This window comes from Paraliomyxa miuraensis (genome assembly GCF_026337845.1).
Lineage (GTDB): Bacteria > Myxococcota_A > Polyangia > Nannocystales > Nannocystaceae > Paraliomyxa > Paraliomyxa miuraensis.
Map to the genome: position 1 here is coordinate 238,530 of NZ_JAOVZF010000157.1, position 20,058 is coordinate 258,587.

Annotated in this window: 19 protein-coding genes; 9 read left to right on the forward strand and 10 right to left on the reverse strand. The window is 71.0% G+C overall.

What is annotated here, in order from left to right; all coding sequences use genetic code 11:
* Positions 1–20: 20 nt before the first annotated feature.
* The 4 genes from OEB96_RS28310 to OEB96_RS28325 all read right to left on the reverse strand — a co-directional run bounded on the left by OEB96_RS28310 (position 21) and on the right by OEB96_RS28325 (position 4,447).
* Positions 21–1,052 (reverse strand): tetratricopeptide repeat protein, encoded by a 1,032-nt coding sequence (locus tag OEB96_RS28310; RefSeq protein WP_266219885.1) that lies wholly within the window; start codon positions 1,050–1,052, stop codon positions 21–23.
* A 63-nt stretch (positions 1,053–1,115) separates the two neighbouring features.
* Positions 1,116–2,885 carry an FHA domain-containing protein gene (locus OEB96_RS28315; RefSeq protein WP_266219886.1) on the reverse strand — a complete coding sequence of 590 codons (1,770 nt, stop codon included), beginning with the start codon at positions 2,883–2,885 and terminating at the stop codon, positions 1,116–1,118.
* A 103-nt stretch (positions 2,886–2,988) separates the two neighbouring features.
* The gene (locus OEB96_RS28320) at positions 2,989–3,402 is read right to left on the reverse strand and encodes a cytochrome c-type biogenesis protein CcmH (protein ID WP_266219887.1); all 414 of its coding nucleotides are present in this window, start codon (positions 3,400–3,402) and stop codon (positions 2,989–2,991) included.
* A gap of 262 nt (positions 3,403–3,664) precedes the next feature.
* Positions 3,665–4,447, reverse strand: coding sequence for a hypothetical protein (locus OEB96_RS28325; RefSeq protein WP_266219888.1), 783 nt, complete (start codon positions 4,445–4,447; stop codon positions 3,665–3,667).
* Positions 4,448–4,876: 429 nt separating this feature from the next.
* On the opposite strand from OEB96_RS28325, the gene OEB96_RS28330 reads away from it, so the two are divergent.
* Together OEB96_RS28330 and OEB96_RS28335 are read left to right on the forward strand one after the other, a co-directional pair.
* Entirely contained in the window at positions 4,877–5,791 is a 915-nt protein-coding gene (locus OEB96_RS28330) for a peroxiredoxin (RefSeq protein WP_266219889.1), read from the forward strand.
* Positions 5,792–5,795: 4 nt separating this feature from the next.
* The gene (locus tag OEB96_RS28335; RefSeq protein WP_266219890.1) at positions 5,796–6,830 is read left to right on the forward strand and encodes a hypothetical protein; all 1,035 of its coding nucleotides are present in this window, start codon (positions 5,796–5,798) and stop codon (positions 6,828–6,830) included.
* 45 nt (positions 6,831–6,875) lie between these two features.
* Here the strand turns inward: OEB96_RS28335 and OEB96_RS28340 are convergent, their stop codons facing one another.
* Positions 6,876–8,159, reverse strand: coding sequence for an outer membrane protein assembly factor BamB family protein (locus OEB96_RS28340; protein ID WP_266219891.1), 1,284 nt, complete (start codon positions 8,157–8,159; stop codon positions 6,876–6,878).
* Positions 8,156–9,130, reverse strand: a complete 975-nt coding sequence (locus OEB96_RS28345; RefSeq protein ID WP_266219892.1) for a tetratricopeptide repeat protein — start codon at positions 9,128–9,130, stop codon at positions 8,156–8,158. Before OEB96_RS28345 ends, OEB96_RS28340 begins: the two co-directional genes overlap by 4 nt.
* Positions 9,131–9,207: 77 nt before the next feature.
* On the opposite strand from OEB96_RS28345, the gene OEB96_RS28350 reads away from it, so the two are divergent.
* Positions 9,208–10,041, forward strand: coding sequence for a hypothetical protein (locus OEB96_RS28350; protein ID WP_266219893.1), 834 nt, complete (start codon positions 9,208–9,210; stop codon positions 10,039–10,041).
* A 139-nt stretch (positions 10,042–10,180) separates the two neighbouring features.
* On the opposite strand, the gene OEB96_RS28355 is transcribed toward OEB96_RS28350, so the two are convergent.
* From OEB96_RS28355 to era, 3 genes are all read right to left on the reverse strand, one after another.
* Complete coding sequence (locus OEB96_RS28355; RefSeq protein ID WP_266219894.1) at positions 10,181–11,809, reverse strand: vWA domain-containing protein; 1,629 nt, start codon at positions 11,807–11,809, stop codon at positions 10,181–10,183.
* A gap of 246 nt (positions 11,810–12,055) precedes the next feature.
* Entirely contained in the window at positions 12,056–13,477 is a 1,422-nt protein-coding gene (gene der, locus OEB96_RS28360) for a ribosome biogenesis GTPase Der (RefSeq protein ID WP_266219895.1), read from the reverse strand.
* A complete protein-coding gene (gene era / locus OEB96_RS28365) occupies positions 13,474–14,529 on the reverse strand; it encodes a GTPase Era (RefSeq protein ID WP_266219896.1) in 1,056 nt (351 codons plus the stop codon). The genes der and era overlap by 4 nt, the downstream gene beginning before the upstream one ends.
* 75 nt (positions 14,530–14,604) lie before the next feature.
* On the opposite strand from era, the gene OEB96_RS28370 reads away from it, so the two are divergent.
* The 3 genes from OEB96_RS28370 to OEB96_RS28380 are packed head-to-tail and all read left to right on the forward strand — an operon-like array spanning position 14,605 to position 17,145.
* Positions 14,605–14,937, forward strand: coding sequence for a hypothetical protein (locus OEB96_RS28370; RefSeq protein ID WP_266219897.1), 333 nt, complete (start codon positions 14,605–14,607; stop codon positions 14,935–14,937).
* Between the two features lie 41 nt (positions 14,938–14,978).
* The gene (locus OEB96_RS28375) at positions 14,979–15,326 is read left to right on the forward strand and encodes a PilZ domain-containing protein (protein ID WP_266219898.1); all 348 of its coding nucleotides are present in this window, start codon (positions 14,979–14,981) and stop codon (positions 15,324–15,326) included.
* Positions 15,327–15,345: 19 nt separating this feature from the next.
* Positions 15,346–17,145 carry a hypothetical protein gene (locus tag OEB96_RS28380; protein WP_266219899.1) on the forward strand — a complete coding sequence of 600 codons (1,800 nt, stop codon included), beginning with the start codon at positions 15,346–15,348 and terminating at the stop codon, positions 17,143–17,145.
* A gap of 54 nt (positions 17,146–17,199) precedes the next feature.
* On the opposite strand, the gene OEB96_RS28385 is transcribed toward OEB96_RS28380, so the two are convergent.
* Positions 17,200–18,027, reverse strand: a complete 828-nt coding sequence (locus tag OEB96_RS28385; protein ID WP_266219900.1) for a hypothetical protein — start codon at positions 18,025–18,027, stop codon at positions 17,200–17,202.
* 236 nt (positions 18,028–18,263) lie between these two features.
* Between OEB96_RS28385 and tmk the strand changes: the two genes are divergently transcribed.
* The 3 genes from tmk to OEB96_RS28400 all read left to right on the forward strand — a co-directional run bounded on the left by tmk (position 18,264) and on the right by OEB96_RS28400 (position 20,023).
* On the forward strand, positions 18,264–18,881 hold the full coding sequence (tmk, locus tag OEB96_RS28390; protein ID WP_266219901.1) for a dTMP kinase: 618 nt from the start codon (positions 18,264–18,266) through the stop codon (positions 18,879–18,881).
* A 176-nt stretch (positions 18,882–19,057) separates the two neighbouring features.
* The gene (locus OEB96_RS28395) at positions 19,058–19,561 is read left to right on the forward strand and encodes a hypothetical protein (RefSeq protein WP_266219902.1); all 504 of its coding nucleotides are present in this window, start codon (positions 19,058–19,060) and stop codon (positions 19,559–19,561) included.
* A gap of 69 nt (positions 19,562–19,630) precedes the next feature.
* Positions 19,631–20,023, forward strand: a complete 393-nt coding sequence (locus OEB96_RS28400; RefSeq protein WP_266219903.1) for a hypothetical protein — start codon at positions 19,631–19,633, stop codon at positions 20,021–20,023.
* Positions 20,024–20,058: the final 35 nt, after the last annotated feature.

Sequence of the window (20,058 nt, forward strand, 5' to 3'; positions counted from 1 at the left end):
CCCGGCGCGATTCGAATCGCTCACGAGGGGACGCCGACGTCGTCGGCCGCCGCCAGTTGCTGCCGCAGCGCCAGCAGCTCCACCTGCCCCGGGGATACCGCCAGCCCCAGCTCGACCACCTCGATCGCCGCCGCCAAAGCCCCCCGCTCGATCAAGGCCCGCGCCGCCTCCACCTGCTCGCGCGGAAGCTCCGGCCTCGCCTCCCGCACCTTCGCCGCAATCGCAGCGCGCTCGTCTCCCTCCGCACACCGAGCCGCCCGCGCCCGAAAGTACGCCGCCAGCGCGGGATCCACCGGCTCCATCCCTTCGGCCGCGATCAGATACTCGCGCCGCGCCTCCTCGGCCTCGTCCTGCTGCTCGTGCACCCGCGCCAGCGCCTCGTGAGCCCACGGAAGCTCGGGGGCCCGCCGCAGCACCTGCCGCAGCTCGGACACGGCCGCCCGCAGCTCTCCCGCCTCCCGCAGCCGCTGGGCCAGCCGCAACCTTGCCCGAGGCGCATCGGGATCCATGTCGAGCCGCCGCCGCAAGAGCCGGCGCTGCGCGGCCTCGGTCAGCTCGCCGGTGTCCTCGTCGAACAGCTCGTCGCGAAACTCGCCGTCGTCGTCGAACAGCACCGCCGCCTCGCCCACGAGCCCCAGCGCCAGGTGGGCCGCCGTGCTGGCCTCGGGCAGCCGCTCGCCGCCCTCCTCCACCAGCACCACGTCGGCCCCCTCCTCGTACGGATCGGCCGGCAGCACGTAGAGATCGCGGCCGTGCTCGCCGATCACCCGATCGCCGGGCCGGAGCAGCCCCTCGGCCTCGGCCTCGGCGGTGGCGTCCTCGAGCGCGGCGAGCGGCAAGATCCGCGCGGTCTCGGCTCCCACCTCGAGGCCGTCGTAGCGCGCCCACAGCATCGCGGCGGTGGCCGGCAGCCCGGCGTTCCGCAGCGCCTCGGGGTCGGCCGGCTCGCCCACCCCGTGCAGCCCCGGAGGCGCCATCATCAGCCGATCCTCGAGCTTGTCGAGCGCCAGCTGGATCCGCGCGGCCTCCTGCGGATCCAGCTGCAGATCCACGCCGTGGTATCCATGGTGTCTTCGCTTGCCCACGCAGGTCTCCGAGGCGGCGCAGTCCTGGGACTAGAGGCGCTCTTGCGCGAACATCCGGGTGGGGACCGCGATCCCCTGCTCGGCCAGCTCGCGGATGAAGCTCGGCACCTCTCCGGTCGCCTTGAACGTCGTGTTCTTGTCCGCATCGCGCTCGGCCTGGAACAGCGGCACGTGCACGATCTGGTCGCCGGCCTTCACCCTCGGCTCGACCAGCTCGATCACCTGCATCGCCTCCTGGTTCACCCCCACGTTGAGGCGGATGAGCAGATCCACCGAGCGCGCCAGCGAGACGGTGAGCGCCCCGATCGCGCCCGCGGCCACCGTCGACAGGCCCGCCATGCGCCACAGCGCATGGGCCGAGTCGATGCCCCACAGCGAGACGATCGCCCCCCGGGTGGCCCCCGCGAACGCGTCCATCACCGCCGCTGCATCCTCGTGACGGCAGCGCTGCGACACAAGCAGGTCCAGACCACCGCGGAGGATCACCCCCAGCGCATCGGACAGCCCCAGCGTGTCGGAGGGCTCGGCGATCCGGCGCACCTGCAGCCAGCCACGCCGACCGGCGCCCAGGCGCCCCGAGTCGGAGATGCACGCCACCCGCAGCTCGTCGGGAATCTCGCCCGTCAGCGCGCCCATGAAGCGATCGAGGTTGGTCCCGCCCGAGGCCGAGATGAGGATCCGACGACAGCCCCGAATCGCCGCCGCGATGAGCTCGGCCATGTCGGGGCTGAGCACCCCCTCCTGCACCAGCGACGTGAGGTTGTTGGCGTCGGTGCGGTGCCTTCGCAGGTGGAGCACGGGGCTGCGCACCTGGGTGGGCGGCAGCAGGGCGTAGATCGAGAAGCCGTCGTCGACCTTGCCCTCGAGCACCTGCGAGCCCTCGACCAAGAAGCCCCAGCGCCGGGCCATGCGATGCACCGCCAGCACCACCGCCCGATCGCCGGAGAACCGGCGGCTGGTCAGCTCGATCTCCGCGCCTCCGCCCTGCCGATCGCGGACGGTGCGGATGGCGGCCGCGCCTGCCACCTGGATCTCTCGGATCTGCTCGTCCTTCATCAGCTCGGTCAGCGGTCCGAGCTCGACCAGCTCGCGAATGATCGCGTCGCGCAGGACCTCGACGTTGACGCCCTCCTCGAGCTCGCCCGCGCGGGCCATGTCGCGCAGCAGGCCGTCGACGAGCTCCATCGCCGTCTCGCGGTCCTCCTCGGAGACCTCGGGCACGCGCAGCGGGTCCAGGCCCGACACGTTGACCAGCACCGTCTGCAGCACGCGGTTGGCGATCCGGTCGAGGTAGGTGCTCTCCACGCCAGCGGGCGCGACCCGACGGGCCGAGGTCAGCAGATCGCTGTCGTCGTCGATGAGGCGGGACAGCGGCGTGGGCGTCTCGTCGACCGGCAGCGCCTCGCCATCCTCGAGCTCGGGCGGCGGCACCGCGACCGCCCGAGACTGCGGGTGCCCCTCGTGCCCGGCCATCACGATCTCGCTGCGCTTGAGGGGCGCAATCGCCGGGTCCTCGCCATCGAGCATCAGGATGTAGTCGCCCACGTAGATTCGATCGGAGCGCCGAACCGCGCGGGGCTGCTCCACCTTGCGTCCGTTGACGTAGGTCCCGTTGGTACTGCCGAGGTCGACCACCTCGACCCGCCCCTGGTGCCGACGAAAGCGCAGGTGGTACTTCGAGATGTTGACGCGATCGAGCACCAGGTCGTTGTCGTCCTCGCGACCGACCGTGAATTGGTCGGTGTCGAAGTCGAAGCGCTGCGTCCGCCCGCCCTTTTCGTGGACGACTACCTTGAGCACGGGATCGCTTACCGCGTGCGCCGCGGCGGCTCAAGCCCGCACTTTGCGAGCAAGCCCCCGAGGGCCCAAGCTCGCTGATCGCGCGGCCTGCCGCGGACGCCCGCTAGAAGTCGTCGACCTCGTCCAGTGCGTCCTCGAGTCGATCCAGCTCGGCCCGGGTTGGAGAGGCGCCAGCCGCCGCAACGGCCGCTCCTGCGAGGACGGGCCGACGGGCCCAACGGCGCCCGGCCATCACCAGCACCACCAGCACCACCAGCCCCGTCACGAGCGAGCCGTAGAGCAGTACGGGGGACCCTTCATAGCCACGGATCTCGGGGCCGAAGTCTCGGACGAGGCCCTGCTCGATGTCGTCGCGGGACTTGCCCGCCTTGGCTTCGGTGAGGATCCGCTGCTCGAGATCACGAGCGCGGTCCGACGGGCACGACGAGATGGTGCGCCCCGGGCAGTACGGGGACATCAGGTCGTTGCTGAGCGTCTGGAGGATCTGGTCCGGGTCCGCGAGGGCAAGCGAGGACATCGCGGAGCGAGCATAGCCCGGGCTGCCGCCGCCCGCAGCCCTTGGAGCGAGCTGGCTGGTCGCAACCACCCCGCGGGTCGCGGGCGCTCACAGTAGAGCGTTGCCCTACGCCCCTCTCCGGGGGCGACCTCGCTGCACCGCCGATCCGCAACCGCTCGCGGGGCGAGCACAGTACTGCGCCACGCTCGCCCACCAACAACGCCCCCCTCCGGGGGGCGACCTCGCTGTACCGCAACCACCCCGCGGGTCGCGGGGGGCAAGACTAGATCGGGCCCTTCTTCTTGATGCCGCGCTTCTTGGCCTTGCCGCTGCGATCGGGGGGCTTGAGGGCTTCCGCGCAGTGCTTGGCGTGGCGCTCCACCGACTTGGCATCGTCGATGTTCACCTCGGGGAACTTGTCGCCCACGCCGAGATTGCTCACGTACTTCTTGATCTTGGCCTCGACGATCATCCAGTGCGCGTCGGCCTTCTCGAGGGCGGTGTTGTCGCTCTCGTTGTAGGCGGCCGGGTACTCGCGCATCACCAGCTCGTGAGCCTCGAGGAAGTGCCCCATGAGCTTGGACTTCTCGAGGATCCGAAGGCCCTCCTCCGCGAACATCCGCTTCTGCCAGCTGTCGACGACCGGAATGATGAAGGCCTGCTTGAACTGGTACCACTCCTCTTCCTTGGGGCTCCCAGGCTCGGCGCCGAAGGCCTTCTGGCCTTCCTCCTTCAGCTTCTCCTTGAAGCACTGGACGTCCTCGAAATAGGACATCATCTTGCCGACGTTGGCCTTGTCCCACTTGTAGAGGTGCTTCTCGCCCTCGGGATCCTTGCGGTCCCAAGCCTTGAACTCGGTGGAGCTGGGCTTGCCGTACTTGTCCTCGGGCCGCGGCTTGGGGTTGCGAGCCACGAACTGATCTTCGGGCTTGCTGGCGAGGGCTTCCTCGATGGATGGCTTCTCGCCATCACAGGCCACGGCCAGGGTGAGCAGCAAGCCCGCGCCAAGCCACACCGTACGGCGCAAGCTCAGGGGGACCGAGGGGGAACGAAGCGGGGACGGCATGGTCTTCGTGGTCGCGGCGGAGACGGCCCGGAGGTCGGGCCTTGCAGACCCCGCTCGACGGCAGGCCGCCAATTTAGCGGGGCATCGGATGGGCTGTAAAGCGGTCCAGGCCCGGATGCGGGCGACGTTGGACGCAATCCTGCCAATCCGGCGAGCCACCGGGCGATGCGGCCTGCCAGGGGATCGCGGCGGTGCCTCCAGGCCGGCAGCCCGAGGGAGCTGGTGCCTCGACCGGCTGCGCACGGACCCGGCCGACGCTTGCTCATCGCCACCGGCCCGCCCCCTGCCACCCGGCCAGGTCCAACGCCCACACGGGCCACGACGAGCCGGACGCACGCGTTCGTGAACGGCAGTGGTTGAGCCACGGCGCCGCGACATGAGAGCCTTCGTTCGTCGATCCCCCGCTGGCAGTTCCAGGAGCGACTCTCGATGGCCAGAACCCCCCGCCCAAGCAAGACCGCGTCCTCCAAGAAGGCATCCGCCAAGAAGGCATCCTCCAAGAAGGCTTCCTCCAAGAAGGCATCCTCCAAGAAGGCGTCCTCCAAGAAGGCATCCTCCAAGAAGGCATCCTCCAAGAAGGCGTCCTCCAAGAAGGCGTCCTCCAAGAAGGCGTCCTCCAAGAAGGCGTCCTCCAAGAAGGCGTCCTCCAAGAAGGCGTCCGCCAAGAAGGCGTCCGCCAAGAAGGCGTCCGCCAAGAAGGCGTCCTCCAAGAAGGCGCCCGCCAAGAAGGCGCCCGCCAAGAAGGCGCCCGCCAAGAAGGCTCCCGCCAAGAAGGCTCCTCCCGCGAGCGAGCAGCTCGCTCTCGTCATGGACATGGGGTCCGCCCCGACCGGTGCGACGGCTGCCGAGCAAACGCCCGCAGCGGCCGAGGAGTTCCGTGGGCCGCTCCAGCCCGGAGACGCAGTGCCCGACTTCAGCCTCGAGGCGGACGACGGCCAGACGTACTCTCGCTCGAGCCTGGCGGGCCAGCGCTTCGTGCTCTACTTCTATCCGAAGGACGACACCCCCGGCTGTACGGTCGAGGCTTGCGACTTCCGCGACCGCGGGGCCTCCTTCGTGGCCGCCGAGGTCAAGGTGCTCGGCGTCAGCGGTGACTCGCTCAAGAGCCACGGCCGCTTCCGCGACAAGTACCAGCTCGACTTCCCGCTGCTGACCGACCCCGACCGCGCGGTGACCCGAGCCTTTGGTGCGCTGGGCGAGAAGAAGATGTACGGCAAGACCCGCGTGGGGATCATTCGCAGCACGTTCGTCGTGGGACCCGATGGCACGGTGGAGCGGACGTTCTCCCCGGTGAAGGTCGCGGGCCATGCGGCGGCGGTGCTGGAGGCGGTGGGCGGCAGCTGACGCCGTGGCCAGGCGCAACCGCCAGTGGCTCGCCGCGGCCCTTGGTGCGCTGGCGGTCTTGGGCGCCTCGCCGGCGGTGCCCGCCCCCGCGACCCCCGGGGGCTATTGGCTGAGCGTCGATCTGGTGGGCCCTGCGGCCGCCCAGCAGCAGGCGGCAACGGAGCTGGCCGGCGATCTCGTGCTGCGCGAGCCGGCCGACGTGGCCCCGCCCGGCCTGCTCCTCGGCCACGTGGACGAGGTGTCGCAGGCCCTGCGCTGGATCGACGACTACGCGTTCGAACCACGCCTGCACATGCCCGCCGAGCTGCTCGCCCTACACCAGGGCCCCGCCCCGGCTCCGGCCGGAGGGCTGATCGATCGACACGGCGTGATCGCAGCGGCGTTCATCGTCAGCGGCGCCACGGAGCAGCTGCGCCCGCGTGAGATCGCATGGCCGCTCGACCAGGCCGCCGTCCTTCCGCCCGACTCCACTTGGATCCCCGCGGCGCTGGTCCCCGATCATGCGCCGCTGTTCGCGGCCCCCGCTCCGGTGGTCCCCCCCGCCAGCGAGCGCTTCGGCATGGTCCATCGCCGCGGAGGACTGTTCGTCGTGGGCGTGGTCGATCGCTGCACGCAGACGAGATCCGATGCCTCGTGCCTTCGGTGGGCCGCCGTGGTGGCGCGCAACGGGGACCGCTTCACCCCGGGGTACCTGCCCATGATGCAGGTGGCGCCCACCGACGCATGGGTCCGTGGAGAGGGCGACCTCCCCCGCGCCCAGCTCGTTGCCATCGGGCTCGCCGCGGGCCAGGCCCAGTGGCTGCTGCTCGCGCGCGGCCGCGACGACCAGCTCCATCGCCGCACGCTGGCCGCCCCCGCTCGCGACGGCGGCTGGCCCAGGAGCCACCTGCGCGTCGAGGGAGACCTGGCCCTCGTCGAGCTCGGCCTCGAGCCGACGCTGTCGCTGGCCCTCGACGCCACGCTCGACGCTCGCCCACCCCGCCCTCCTGCCACCGAGGGCACGACCGGGGCGCACGAGGAAGAGCACGACGACGAGTGACGCGTCCCCGTCTCGCACCGAACGCAGCGCCGGCCACGAACCGCGTCAGCGAGCACCGATCGACACGAACGAGTCGAGCGCCTCGCCCACGCGCATCGCCACGAAGGTCCCGCGGTTGGACATGGCGAACACGCGCTGCAGCTGCCGATCGTAGGTGGGCACGCTGGCCATGCCGCTGCCGGTGCGCAGCTGGGCCAGCAGCTCGCCCGTATCCAGATCGAACGCCAACAGGCCCAGCTCGGAGTGGGTCACGAACACCGCGCCGTCGACCAGCACGGGCTCGGAGAGCACCCCGGGGTTGGCCCGCGTGCGCCAGCGAAGCCGCGACCCGTCACGCTCGAGCACGAACACGCCCTCGAGCGAGGACGTGCCCAGCAGGCCCCCGCCCGCCCCCTCGGGGATCGGGACCAGCGCGGCCGCCCCCCGCATCGGGAAGCGCCAGCGCTCCTCGCCGCTGTCGAGCTCGAGCGCGAACACCCCCGTCGATTGCCCGGCCACGTAGACCACCCCGGCATCGGGATCGAGCAGCGGCGTGGAGTCGCAGTCGATGAAGTCACCGCCCTCGGGCGGGGCCACGCTGGCGAGCCACAGCGCTTGGCCCGACCCGGCGGCCAGCGCGGCCACCTTGCCGCTGTCGAAGCATGCGAAGAGGGTCCCCAGCTCGGTACCCAGCCCCGTACCGGCCTCGCTCGCCGGGCGCAGCGACAGACCAGCGTGTCCATGCACGGTGAAGTCGGTCTGGAGCTCCTGCTCGTACTGCCAGCGCCACTCCCCGCTGCGAAGGTCCAGGGCGTAGATCTGATCGCGCGAGTTGACGAAGAACACCACGCCCTCGTGCACCAGCGGCGCGTTGCGAATTCGTCCCGGTGTCTCGTAGCGCCACCGCGTCTGCAGGTCCGAAGGATCGAGCGCGTGGATCGTGCCGTTGTCGGTCCCCACCACCAGGAGGGGCTCATCGGGACTCCCGCTCGGCCCCGACCCGGGCACGAGCACCGGGATCCCGAACACCGAGTCCTCGAGCGCTCGCTCCTGGCGGATGGCTCCGTCCTCGGCATCGAGCACGAGCAGGTACCCCTCGCGAGTGCCCACGTAGACCACTTTGGCCGCCGCATCCACGGTGGCCGCCCCGAACTCGTCGGGACGCAGCACGAAGTTGTCGGGGGTGGTCAGCTGCCGCATGTAGTCCACGGCCATCACCGCCCGCGCGGCAGCGTCTTGGGCCGGGTAGACGAGCTCGGCCTCCTCCCGCGCTCCACAGGCCCCAGCCCCGAGGCAGGCGGTGAGAAGCAGCGCCACCGCCCCCAAGCGGTTGCGTACGATCCCGGTCATGGACCGAACCCGCCCAGGCCGCCGACCCCCAGGCCGCCGGCGCCCGCACCGGGGCCCGACGCAGGAACGGCGCTGGGATCGAGCGCCTCCAGCCGAGCCTTGACCGACTCACGGGCCAGCGAGGCCTGCTCGAACGGATACTCGGTCTTGTACTGCGTGTAGATCTCGATCGCCTTGGCGGTGTCGCCCTTGGCCTCGTACAGGCGCCCCTGGTGCCACAGCGCCTGGTCGCGAAAGAAGTCCCCCGCCTCGCCCAGCAGCGGCTCGACCTCGGCCAGCGCGTCGTCGTAGCGCCCCTGCCCCTCGAGACTGACGATGAGACCATCACGCGCCATGAACACCAGCGCATGACCGGGCTGGCGCTGCAAGAAGCCGCGATAGGCCTTCTCGGCGCCCTCGTAGTCCGAAGCGCGAGCCAGACGTGCCGCCCGCACCAGGTCGGCTGCCTCGTTGGCCGGGCTGTCGGGGGCCTGCTCCTCGAGATCCGTGAGCGCGGCGTCGACCTTGGTCTGCAGCGCGGCGGCATCCTCGACCACCGGCACCGGCAGCGGGCGCACGCGGTCGGCCGTCAGCTCGGCCAGCCCCTCGTACACCTGCCCGCGCGCCTCGTAGGCCACCGCGACCGAGAGGGTGCGGGTGGACTCGGCTCGATTGCCCTCGGCTGCGGCCGTCCACGCATAGATCCCGGCGCCTGCTCCCGAGATCGCCATGATGAGGCCGATCACCGCCAACGGCCGCTGCAGGATCCCGCGACCGGCCCGGCGCACCGAGACCTGGAAGGCATCCTGCTCCTCGCCGGCCGGCGCCTTGCGCTTGACCCGAGCCCGATTCCACTTGGGCAGGTCGCGACGCTCCCCGCCGGCATCCGCCTCCGGCTTCGCATCGGCCTTCGATTCGGGGGAGGCCGGCTTGGCATCGCCCCCGGTGCTGCTCCCAGTGCGGTCGGCTTCTTTGGCTTCTTCGTCGCTCACGGGCGGGATTTTCTGCGTGGTGTCTACCGAACGCGCCTGCGCGTGTCCACTCGCCTGGGGTATAACCCCAGACCGGGATGAGCAGGGTCATCGCCGGGGCTCGCGACCCCCGTTTGCCGTCGACCCGCACGCGGGGTCGGTCGTGGCGAGGATCCATCGGCACGGCTGCGGCGCTGGCGCTGACCCTGGCGGCGCCGCCCTTCGCCACGGCGGCCCCGCCTCGCGATCCCAACGACCTGCCGCCCCTGCCCGCCCCCGATGGTCAGCCCATCGAGGACGTGCACCGCCGCGACGTGGATCACACCAGCGCGCGCTCGCGAAGGCACCGGGTGCTGCTGACCGCGGCTCCCGTCTACGCCTCGTTTCGGGTCCCGTTCCTCGGCCGCCCCCAGGTGCCCGTGCGCGGAGGAGGCTTCGCCGCGGCGGCGCACCTCGTGGTCTGGCGCCCGCTGGGCGTGCGCGCGACCGTCTCGCACACGGTGCATCCGGTCGCGGACGCCTTCGTACGCGACGACGACGACGACCTGGTGCAGACCGCCGGCGCCGGCCTCATCCAAGCCACGCATGCGGGGCTCTCGGCAACCTACACCATGGACATCGGTCGCGTGCGCCCCACCCTCGATGCCGGCGTCGGTGGGATCTGGATGCGAAGCCCCACGGCCATCCAAGACGGCCAGCTCGGTGGCACCTGTCGCTCCGAAGGAGTCTGCGACACCGGCCTGGCCTGCGGTGCAGACAACATGTGCCACGTGGGCGTGACCCCACAGATCCACGGCGGCTTCTCGGTCGACGTGCTGCTCGGCGACCGCTTCGCCGTGGGCGGCGAGCTGCGCTACTTCGCGTTGTTGGCCGCACCGACGAGCTATCCCGTGTACTTGCTCGCGGCGCTGCGGGCCAGCGTGCGGTTCTGACCCCGGGGCCCCGCGCGTCGCTCCCGGCTCCCCACTCCCTAATGGGGGATGCCCTGCTCGCGCATCGCCCAAAGGGCGAGGGCCCCCGCCGCAGCCGCGACGGAGACCCTCGTGCTCCTACATCCAGCGGGTGGAACGACTACGGCAATCCGGGGCAGTCGATCACCTTGTTCTGCGACAGCTGGCAGGTTGCGCTGACCGAGGTACCGCCCGGAGCCGGGAAGCCGGGGCGACGCACCAGCACGAACTGCAGGTTGAAGCCCTCGTCGATGCAGAACTCGTCCATCGCGTCGCCCACCAGCGCCTGGTAGCAGACGTCGGCGCCATCGGGCAGCTCGTCACCGCCCGCGCCCACGCACGGCCGAATGGAGGTCTCGAGGAACGATCCGTCGGCCTGCGGCGCCTCCTGGATCAGCGTGCACGACGGGTCGAGCACCTCGGGCGTGGTCGGGTTGCCATCGGCCACGCAGGCGGGCATGCACGCGGGCTTGACCTGGTCGGCGATGGCCTCGGCGATGGCCTCGAGCGCGGGCGAGTAGTCGGCGTCGCAGATCGAGAACATGTTGCGAGCGCTGCCCACCTGGAACTCCTCGGCGAACTCGCGCAGACGAACCGGCGGCACGGCGCGACCGGCCGAGCTCTCGCAGCCGGGTCCGACGCCGAAGTCGGCCTGGAACTGCGGATCCATCAGCGACTCCTGGTAGGTCACCGAGCCATCGGAGTTGACGCCACCGATGACCGCGACGAGCACCTCCTGGTCGGGCGTGATCTCCTGCTTCTGGGTCTCGAGCGTCTGCACGATGTCGATGTAGCGCTCGAGCGGGCGGAGCACCGCGCCGCTGTCGGCGGCCGAGTCGCTCACCTCGGCGCCGCTCTCGTCGAGGTTGACCGAGTAGCACTCGTTGCCGTCACAGGCCACGCCCGCGTTCCAGCACACGGCCGACGTGGGCGAGGCCGCATCGGGGTCGGACCAGAACACGCGGTTGCCCTCGGGCAAGAAGATCGCCTCGTGATCGTTGTTGTACGAACAGTCGGCCTCGTCGGTCACGTGCACGATGGAGAGGATGGCGTTGTTGCGCACGAAGCCGTAGGCCTCGTCGCCATCGGTCTGCGAGCGACGCAGCGACTTCCACATCGACTCGAGGTGCGACTCGAAGCCGCAGCCGTCGATGCCCTGCGGGCCGAAGCACTGGAACGCCTGCACGGTGGAGAGCCCCTCGGGCAGGTTGGTCTTGCCCTCGATGTTCTCGAGCCACGGACGCGCCACGGACTCGCCGCCCTGCGTGATCTCGGTGGGCTGGATCTCGATGTTCGACCACTCATCGGGACACACGGCCACGCAGGCCTCGTCGAACGCGTCGATGGTCATCGCACCGTTGAACACGAACTCGGTGGGACGGCTCAGGCACGAGCTGAGGCGCAGCTTGCCGGCCTCGGGACCCGTCGTGCCACACCACGGGTTGCCGTTGTCGGTGGTGGTCACGCCGATGCGATAGTTCGCCTCGACCTCCGGACGCTCGAGCACGTTGATGAACGACGCGAAGTTCTGGGCCAGGGTCGCCTGCTCCTCACCCATCGAGCCCGAGTTGTCGATGACGAAGAGGATGTCGACGTCCTTGTTGACGGTGAGCGCGATGGCCTCGTCCTTCTCCTGGGCGGCTTCGTACTCGACCGGCTTGAGCGGGTGATCGAGGCAGGCGAACAGGGACGGGAGCGCCACCGAGGCGCCCACCAACAAGCTGAGTCGGGAGATGAAGGAAGCGTGCATCGGAGTGTTCCGGTCCTGTGAGTCGGCGGTGGCTCGCCCGGGGAAACGCTGACCGACCACGGCCACCTCCCACGGGACACCTGCGGTTATAGCAAAGGTGGGTCCAGCGAAATGCGTAAGGATTTCGAGAGGAGCCCTTCGAGGGCCAGACAACTTGGTTGTCGAATTGGCGTCGATTCCGGCCATCCATGTTGGCGATCGCCATCTTGGATGGCGCTCAAGGGTGCCGCCGCGAAGAACGCGCGGTCAGCGGCCCGCATCGACCTCGCCCTCGCCACGCCCACGCCCGCGAACGACCAGGCGGACCGGCACCCCGCGCAGGTCCCAGCGCTTGCGAAAGCGCCGGACCAAGTAGCGCTCGTAGGCCACGTCGAGGCAGCGGCCGCGGTTGGCCGAGACCACGATGAAGGGAGGGGTGCGATCGGCCTGGGTGGCAAAGTAGAGCTTGACCAGCTGGCCGCGGTGCGCCGGAGGAGCGTGCTCGGCCACGGCCCGGGCGAGCTCCTCGTTGAGCTCGGCGGTGGTGATCCGGCGCGACAGCGCCCGGGCTGTGCGCAGGCAGGCGTCGAGGACCTCCGACAGCCCGCGGCCGCGCCCCTGGCCCTGATCGCGACCCTCGCCGAGCACCGAGCTGCGTACCATGAGCGGGCGCTCGAGGAACGCGAGGGCCTCCTCGGCCTGCGCCCGAACGTCCTGGGCGCGACGCTTGTCGGAGGCCACCAGGTCCCACTTGTGCAGCAGCACGACCACGCCCTTGCCACGCGTGAATGCCATGCGGGCGATCCGTTGATCCTGGTCGGTGACGCCGGCCGAGGCGTCGACCACCAGCACCACCACCTCGGTGCGCTCCATCGCGCGGATCGACTTGATGGCGGCGAGCTTCTCCTGCGCACGGGAGACCTGCTTGCGCCGGCGCAGACCCGCGGTGTCGATGAGCACCAGATCCTCGTCGCGGTAGCGAAACGGCAGGTAGACCGCGTCGCGCGTGGTGCCCGGCGTGTCGTCGACGATGACCCGCGCCGAGCCGAGCAGCGTGTTGATCAGCGTCGACTTGCCGGCGTTGGGCCGGCCGATGAAGGCGATGCGGGTGCCGGGCGGCACCGGATCGGCGACCTCGTCGACGCCCACGCGGGCCACGATCTCGTCGCACAGCTCGGCCACGCCCCGGCCATGCTCGGCCGAGATCGCGAACACGGGCCCCGCCCCCAGCTCCCAGGCGGCCGCCGCCGCTCGCTGGCGCGCGTCGGAATCGGCCTTGTTGGCGACGACCAGCACCGGCTTGCCCGCGCGGCGCAGGTGCTCGCCGATGTCGAGGTCGACCGCGGTCAGGCCATCGAGCACGTCGACCACCAGGAGGATGAGGTCGGCCTCCTCGATCGCGACCTCCACCTGGGCCTGGATGTGCGCCGGGAGGCCGGTCTCGAGCGAGGGGTCGATGCCCCCGGTGTCGACGACGAGGAACGACTGGCCCACCCAGCGGCCCACGCCGTAGAGGCGATCGCGGGTCACCCCGGGGTGGTCCTCGACGATCGCCTGGCGCGAGCCCACGAGGCGATTGAACAGGGTGGACTTGCCCACGTTGGGTCGGCCCACGATCGCGACCAGGGGTGCCCCCCCATGGGTCTGCCCTTCGCCGGCTCCGGCAGCATCGTCGAGCGCGTCGGTCACGGGGCCTCCTCTGCCTCCATGGGCTCGGGCATGGGCCCGCGCCGTCCCTCGCGAACCGGCTCGGGCTCGCGATAGCCCAGGCGGGGCAGCGCATCGGGGTTGCGGGTCCAGTCGCGTGCGACCTGGACCTGCAGCAGCAGGTCGCACGGGCGCCCGGTGAGCTCGGCAATGCGGCCTCGCGCTCCCGTCGACAGCGCCTTGATCATCCGACCGCCCTTGCCGATCACGATGCCCTTTTGGCTGTCGCGCTCGACGAACACGGTGGCGCGCACCGTGTCGCGATCGGCCCGCTCCTGCCATGCGGTGACCTGCACGGCGCAGCTATAGGGCAGCTCCTGGCCGAGGTGCTCGAACAGCTCGGCGCGCACCAGCTCGCCCGCGTGCCAGCGAAGATCGCGATCGGTGAGCTGCTCGGCGTCGTAGTAGCAGGGGCCGGGGGGCAGCCGCGCCACGATCTCGCGCTCGAGCTCGGCCAGGCCCTCGTCGGCGATGGCCGAGGTGGGCACCACCGCCTCGAAGGCATGGTGGCGGGTCCAGGTCTCGATCACGGGCAAGAGCATGCGGCGATCGGCGAGGCGATCGGTCTTGGTGAGGACCAGCAAGATCGGCCGCTCGAGCCGTGCAATCGCGGCCAGCCCCTCGAGCGCCACCGGCCCTGGCTCCCACGCCGTCGCCTGCTCGTCGTCCGCGAGCACCGGAGTCTCGGCGAGCAAGAGCACCAGATCCACGTCACGAGCCCCGCGCAGCGCCTGATCGACCATGTAGCGGTTGAGGGCCGAGCGCGCGCGATGGATGCCCGGGGTGTCGACGAGCACGGCCTGGAAGGTGGGGCGGGTCCAGATGCCCAGCAGGCGCTCGCGGGTGGTCTGCGGATGGGCGGTGGCCACGGCCACCCGCTCGCCCATCAGCGCGTTGAGCAGGGTCGACTTGCCCACGTTGGGGCGCCCGCAGATGGCCACGAAGCCCGAGCGGTGGTCGGGGCCGTGCGAGTCCCGAGGCGCTGGCTGATCCTCCTGCTGCACCTTGGGAGGCTCGTCCTCGGAAGGAGGCATGGAGGGTGGCGGGGTGTCGCCCATCGTGGAGCGCAAGCTTTTGGCAGATCCGCTCGCGATGTGCAAAGAGGGGTCATGGCCGCGGCCGATTCCACCGAATCCTGGCTCGAGCATGGCCAGCCCTCCCCTTCTCCTCGGGGTCCGGCACCGGGGGTGGTGGCGGCGTGGGCCTGCCTGCTGCTCGGGCTTGGTGCCTTGGCCTGGCTGCCAGCGTCGCTCTGGCCGCGGGCGGGGCTGCCGGCCTGGCCGGGGGTGAGCCTGGGGCTCTTGGCGGTCCTGATCTCGCTGGGTCGTGGCGGAGCGCTGCTACGGGCCCTGGGGGGCATCTGCGGGCTGCTGGCCGCCGCCGTGGGCGCGGCGCAGATCGGCGTGCTCTGGGCGGCCGCCTGGGGTCTATCCTACATGTAGGATATTTGCATTCATGCCTCGATCCCCTTCACTCTGCGCTCATGCCGGTAGCATACGAGCGCCGGGCCACGGCCCGCATCGACAAGGTCTTTCGCGTCCTGCTCTCGACCGACGAGGTGGGCGATCAGTGGTTCATCGCTCGCAACATCTCGGCCACGGGGATGTTCGTGGAGATGGCCAATCCGCTGCCGCTGCGCACCAAGGTGATCGTGCGCTTCAGCCCGCCCGGGGGCGACGAGGCCATCTGCGCGATGGCTCGGGTGCAAAACCACTACTACCTGCAGTACTCGGACGGCGAGGGCCTGCGCGCGCTGTCGGGGGTGGGGCTTCGCTTCCTCCGGTTCGTGGCGGAGGCGGGCGCGGTGCCCCCGGACGATCGGCTGCACTGAGGGCGAAGGGAATCGGCGCATGGGTACGAGGCGACGCCTGACGCTGGCCATGGGGCTGGCCGCGGGATGGGTCCCGGGACTGGCGGTGGTCAGCTGCGGGGATCCGGAGCCGGCGGTCGAGGTGAGCACGTACGTGGGACCATCCCACGGGCGACACGACGACGAGGCTCGCCGCGAGCATGCGCGCCAAGTGGCCACGACCGTACTGGCCGAGCTCGCACGACCGCACGCTGCGCTCGAGTCCACCCCGCAGGCGGCGTTCATGGATGCGCCCATCCATGCCCCCACCGATCCGACCGAGCTGCGGCAGCTGATCGAGGCGATCGATCGGGCTCCGCTCGACGAGCTCGGTGGCCCCGCGCGACGGCTGGCTGCGGCCGGGCCGGCGGTGTGGCCCGAGATTCGCCAGGCGCTGCTCGCCGACCTGCCGGCATCCAAGCGAGACTACCGCTCCGTGCTCGATGCGATCGGCGGCGACGTCCCCAACCGCTACGGCCACTTCGCGCGCTCGTGGAAGAAGGCCCACGGCTACGACGTCAAGCTCAGCCAGGATTGGTTCGAGGACCTGCTGCTGCTGCCACCGGGTCGGCTGAGCCGAGGGCTGCACGGGACCTACCGCGACAGCGTCCGCATGACCGCGATGTTCCGGGCCGCGACCCTGGTGGGACGCGAGGATCCCTCGCTGACCCACGAGGTGGTGGCCACGCTGCTGCACGTGGCCTACGCCCACGAGGGACTGTTTCGCGACGAGGTGGGGCGTGCGATCACCGGCATCGGCGACGAGGCCATCCCTCACCTGCTGGTGGAGTCGCTCGGGGGCGACGCCGACGACCGCGAGGACGTGGACGCGCTGCGTGGCGCCTACGCCAGGGTTGCGCTCGACACGATGGACCGGCTGCACCCGCAGCGCGCCACGTCGGCCGTGCGCGACGAGCCGCGGCTGCTCTCGCTGGTGCTGCATGCGTACGCGACCGTGCGCCTGGGCGAGGCCGCATCGGTCTTGCTCGACTTCGTGGACGCGGCCGACCCCACCGTGCGCTCGGCGGCCCGCGCCGCATTCTTCGCCTACGTGGAAGGCCCGCCCCCGCAGGCCGAGCGTCGCACGATCCGATTGCTCGGCGGCGGCACGTCGACGGCCCGCGCCCACCTGACCTACCGCCAGCGAGCGGCCATTGCGATCCGCGAGCGCATGCAGGCCGAGGTGCCGCAGCGGCTCGAGCCCGAGTGCGAGATCGTCGACGAGGACGGCCGCTTCCACGCCGATTGCGAGGCACAGCCGGAGCGCCTGACCCGGATCTACTTCGAGTGGCTCGACGAGCGGCGCGCGGCATCGATCGATCGAGCGCTCGCGGCCGCGCTGGCCGAGCCCGACGTGCAGCGCCGGGTGGAGCAGATCGATCGACTGCTCGCGGCCAACCCGACGCTCGAGGTGAGCGATCGGATCGTTGCCGTGATTCGCGAGGCCGCCGCCGCCGCGGAGGCCGAGGGCGACATGGAGCGGGCCGGGCAGCTGTGGCGCAAGGCGGCTCGCCTCGCCGAGCCGAGCGACCCCCGAGGCGGCGAGACCCTCCGCGTGCGCGCGTTGTTGGCCGAGGCGTCGGTGCCGGCGCTCACCCGCGAGGGGCGGCAGATGCTGCTGGCTTCCGCGCGACGGATCGCCCCCGAGGATCCGCGGATCCAGTCGGCGCTCGACGACCTGCAGCGCGCTCGTGGAGCCGAGCTCGGCGCCCCCGAGCGATGGACCCCGGTCGGCGGCATGGTGCTCGGCCTGTGGAGCCTGGGCGTGCTGGGCACGTGGTGGCGACGACGTCGCGGGTGACCGCGATGCCATGGTGGCGGCCCCTTCGGGAGCGTCGCCCTGCGGGGCTCGGGCCTACTCGCCAGGGGGCTTGGGCAGGTTCGACAGTGGATCGCGCGGCGGCTTCTTGGGCTTGAGCAGCTTGCCCGGCTTGGGTTCGGTCTTGGTGGGCTCGGTCTTCTTGGAGCCCGACGACTTGGAGCCCGACGACTTGGAGCCGGACGACTTGGACCCCGACGACGTCGGCTTGGCCGGCTCGACCGGGGCTGCGGGCTCGGCGGGCTCGTCCTTGGGGGGCGCGTCCGCGACGGCCTTGGCGTCGTCGGCCGGGGCGGCCGGCGCATTGGCCTTGGTGTCGTCGGCCGGGGGGTCGGCCTCGCCGGCCGAGGCACCCTCGACGGCCTCGCCTCCCGAGCCTCCCTCGGCCGGCGTCTCGGCGGCCTTCGCCTCGCCTTCGGCCGGAGTGGGTGCGGCCTGATCGACCGCGGCCACCGACGCCGGAGCGTCCTCGCCGGGACTGGCCTCGGACTTGGCTCCGAGCATGGCGTAGGCGATCCCGCCTCCGCCCAGGAGCAATGCCACGCCGAGGAAGATCCACGTGGAGGGGCCCGAGCGCAGGTTGGTCTCGCGCTCCTCCCTCGCGTTCGACAGATCGAGGGTGGTCCCCATGAAGGTGCCTCGCGAGCCTCGATGATCGCGATCGGCCTCGGACCCGGTGAACTCGAACACGGTCCGGCTGCCGCCGGCCATCAGCTCGTCGTTGCGACCCCGCCCCGCAGCAGGAGGGGGCGCAGACGGAGGCGCTCCGTAGCCGCCCGGACCCGCGTGGGGGGCCGGGGCGTATGGAGCCTGGCCATGGGGGGCTTGGGGCGGATATCCCCCCGGTGCATGTTGGTGTGCCATGGGGTCTCCGTAGCGGGGTGCCACCGGGCCCTGCGGACCACCGCTCCCAATGGCGCGGGTGTCTCCAGGTTGATCGTTTCGGTTCACGGCGTGCTCTCCCGGCTGGGTGCGGGCAGTGTGCCACGGGCGACGCGGCCCGGCGAGAAGGCGGCCACGTCTCCTCGCGGACGGGCTCGCCCCATGATCGTGCCGGTGGCTGCGCTTGGAGCGCGGCATCTGCTAGCCTGCCCGGGATCATGAGCCGCGGACGCTTCATCGCGCTGGAGGGAATCGATGGGAGCGGGACGACTTCGCAGCGAGGCGCGCTCGCCGAGGCTCTGCGTGGCCGTGGGCACGTCGTGCTGGAGACGAACGAGCCGTCCTCCGGATCGATTGGCCGCCTGGCCCGCGAGCGCCTCGCTCACAGCGCGAAGCCGCTCGATCGCGGGGCGCTCGCGCTGTTGTTCGCCGCCGATCGCCTCGATCACGTGGCCACCGAGATCGAGCCCGCGCTCGCGGCCGGTCGGATCGTGCTGACCGATCGCTATCTGATGTCGTCGTGGGCCTACCAGTCGATGGACTGTGAGCCACAGTGGGTGCGCACCATCAATGCGCGTGCGCCCTGGCCGGACCTCACGTTGGTCCTGGAAGTCCCCGCGACCGAGGCCATGCGCCGGGTCTCGGCCCGCCGCCAACGGCAAGGGCCGCAGCTCGAGATCTACGAGACGCTCGCGCTGCAGGAGCGCCTGGCGCGGGCCTACGCCGAGCTGGCCCGCGATCGATCGCTGGCCAACGTCACGGTGATCGACGGCACGGGATCGATGGAGCGGGTGACGGAGGCGCTGCTCGAGGCGTGCGAGGCAATCGGGCTCTGAGGCCGACCCACGCGGGGCGTGCCGGCGGGACCCGGCGCCGCCCCACGAAGCCTCCGTGCCAGGCCGCCCCAACCCGTCGGTCCCGATTTCTTGCGCGCGAGGACCCGGACCCCGATGCTTGGGGGTGCATGCTCGGCCCTGGCTCGACCTCCGTGCGCCCTCCCTTGGTGCTCGCCATGCTAGCCCTCGGCGCCTGTCGGCTCTCCCCGTCCGAGGCTCCCCCGCCCGATGCGAGCGCTCCGTGGCCGGACCAGCCCCCTGCCCTCGAGCCGCTCGACGAGCCCGGTGCTGGGCCGAACCCGGGAGCGGTCGAGCCCGTGGCGCCCATCCGGCCCCGGCCGCCGCGTACGATCTTTCACGACGAGCTGCAGCGGGCCACCAGCCCCGGCCCCGCCTATCTGCTGCGGCAGCTGGGCCCCGAGCCCTTCCGCCACGAGGGGCACTTCGTGGGCTGGGAGATCACGCGCCTGTTCCCCGACGACCCGCAACTGTGCAGCATGGACTGTGATCTGGCGGTCGGAGACGTGATCCTCGGGGTCAATGGTCATCGCCTGCAGACCCCGCAGGAGCTGTCCGATGCCCTGGCCGCCCTCCCCGACTGGACGCACCTGCGGGTGCAGAGCCTGCGCGGGGGACTGCGACGCGACGTGACCTACGCCATCGCCAAGGGCACCGAGTAGGGGCGGATCGAGCTTCCCGATCAGTGGGGTTTGCGCCGACGGCGGACGGCGATACCATCGCAGCGTCGCATGATCGACTACGAAGTGCTGTGTCAGACGATCGAGGACTGGCGTGCGGGTCGCCGGCCGAGCATCGATCTCTCCTCCACACCCGCCGCGGGCCAGGGCTACGAGGCCGAAGCCGGTGGCTACGAGCAGGGCCAGTACGAAGAAGCGCAGTACGAGGACGCGCAGTACGAGCAGGGCTACGAGCAAGGCCAGTACGAGCAGGGCTACGAGCAAGGCCAGTACGAGCAGGGCTACGAGCAAGGACAGTACGAGCAGGGCTACGACCAGTATGGCGCGCCCGAGCAAGTCGCCGGGAGTGGCACGTCTCCGGTCGATCTGGAAGAGGTCGACCCCCCGCCCTACGCCGAGGGCGAGGAGGAGCCGGAGTCCGTGTCGCTGGACGACGACTACTGAGTCGATCGTCCACCCGACTGCGTGGACCCGGCCGT

What these genes read in the sequence shown, in the direction of transcription:
- OEB96_RS28395 (WP_266219902.1), top strand. Translation starts at nt 19,058, where the DNA reads ATGCTAGCCCTCGGCGCCTGTCGGCTCTCCCCGTCCGAGGCTCCCCCG.
- OEB96_RS28370 (WP_266219897.1), top strand. Translation starts at nt 14,605, where the DNA reads ATGGCCGCGGCCGATTCCACCGAATCCTGGCTCGAGCATGGCCAGCCC.
- OEB96_RS28385 (WP_266219900.1), bottom strand. Translation starts at nt 18,027, where the DNA reads ATGGCACACCAACATGCACCGGGGGGATATCCGCCCCAAGCCCCCCAT.
- tmk (WP_266219901.1), top strand. Translation starts at nt 18,264, where the DNA reads ATGAGCCGCGGACGCTTCATCGCGCTGGAGGGAATCGATGGGAGCGGG.
- OEB96_RS28350 (WP_266219893.1), top strand. Translation starts at nt 9,208, where the DNA reads ATGAGCAGGGTCATCGCCGGGGCTCGCGACCCCCGTTTGCCGTCGACC.
- OEB96_RS28400 (WP_266219903.1), top strand. Translation starts at nt 19,631, where the DNA reads ATGATCGACTACGAAGTGCTGTGTCAGACGATCGAGGACTGGCGTGCG.
- OEB96_RS28325 (WP_266219888.1), bottom strand. Translation starts at nt 4,447, where the DNA reads ATGCCGTCCCCGCTTCGTTCCCCCTCGGTCCCCCTGAGCTTGCGCCGT.
- OEB96_RS28340 (WP_266219891.1), bottom strand. Translation starts at nt 8,159, where the DNA reads ATGACCGGGATCGTACGCAACCGCTTGGGGGCGGTGGCGCTGCTTCTC.
- OEB96_RS28375 (WP_266219898.1), top strand. Translation starts at nt 14,979, where the DNA reads ATGCCGGTAGCATACGAGCGCCGGGCCACGGCCCGCATCGACAAGGTC.
- OEB96_RS28330 (WP_266219889.1), top strand. Translation starts at nt 4,877, where the DNA reads ATGGCCAGAACCCCCCGCCCAAGCAAGACCGCGTCCTCCAAGAAGGCA.
- OEB96_RS28380 (WP_266219899.1), top strand. Translation starts at nt 15,346, where the DNA reads ATGGGTACGAGGCGACGCCTGACGCTGGCCATGGGGCTGGCCGCGGGA.
- OEB96_RS28355 (WP_266219894.1), bottom strand. Translation starts at nt 11,809, where the DNA reads ATGCACGCTTCCTTCATCTCCCGACTCAGCTTGTTGGTGGGCGCCTCG.
- OEB96_RS28320 (WP_266219887.1), bottom strand. Translation starts at nt 3,402, where the DNA reads ATGTCCTCGCTTGCCCTCGCGGACCCGGACCAGATCCTCCAGACGCTC.
- era (WP_266219896.1), bottom strand. Translation starts at nt 14,529, where the DNA reads ATGCCTCCTTCCGAGGACGAGCCTCCCAAGGTGCAGCAGGAGGATCAG.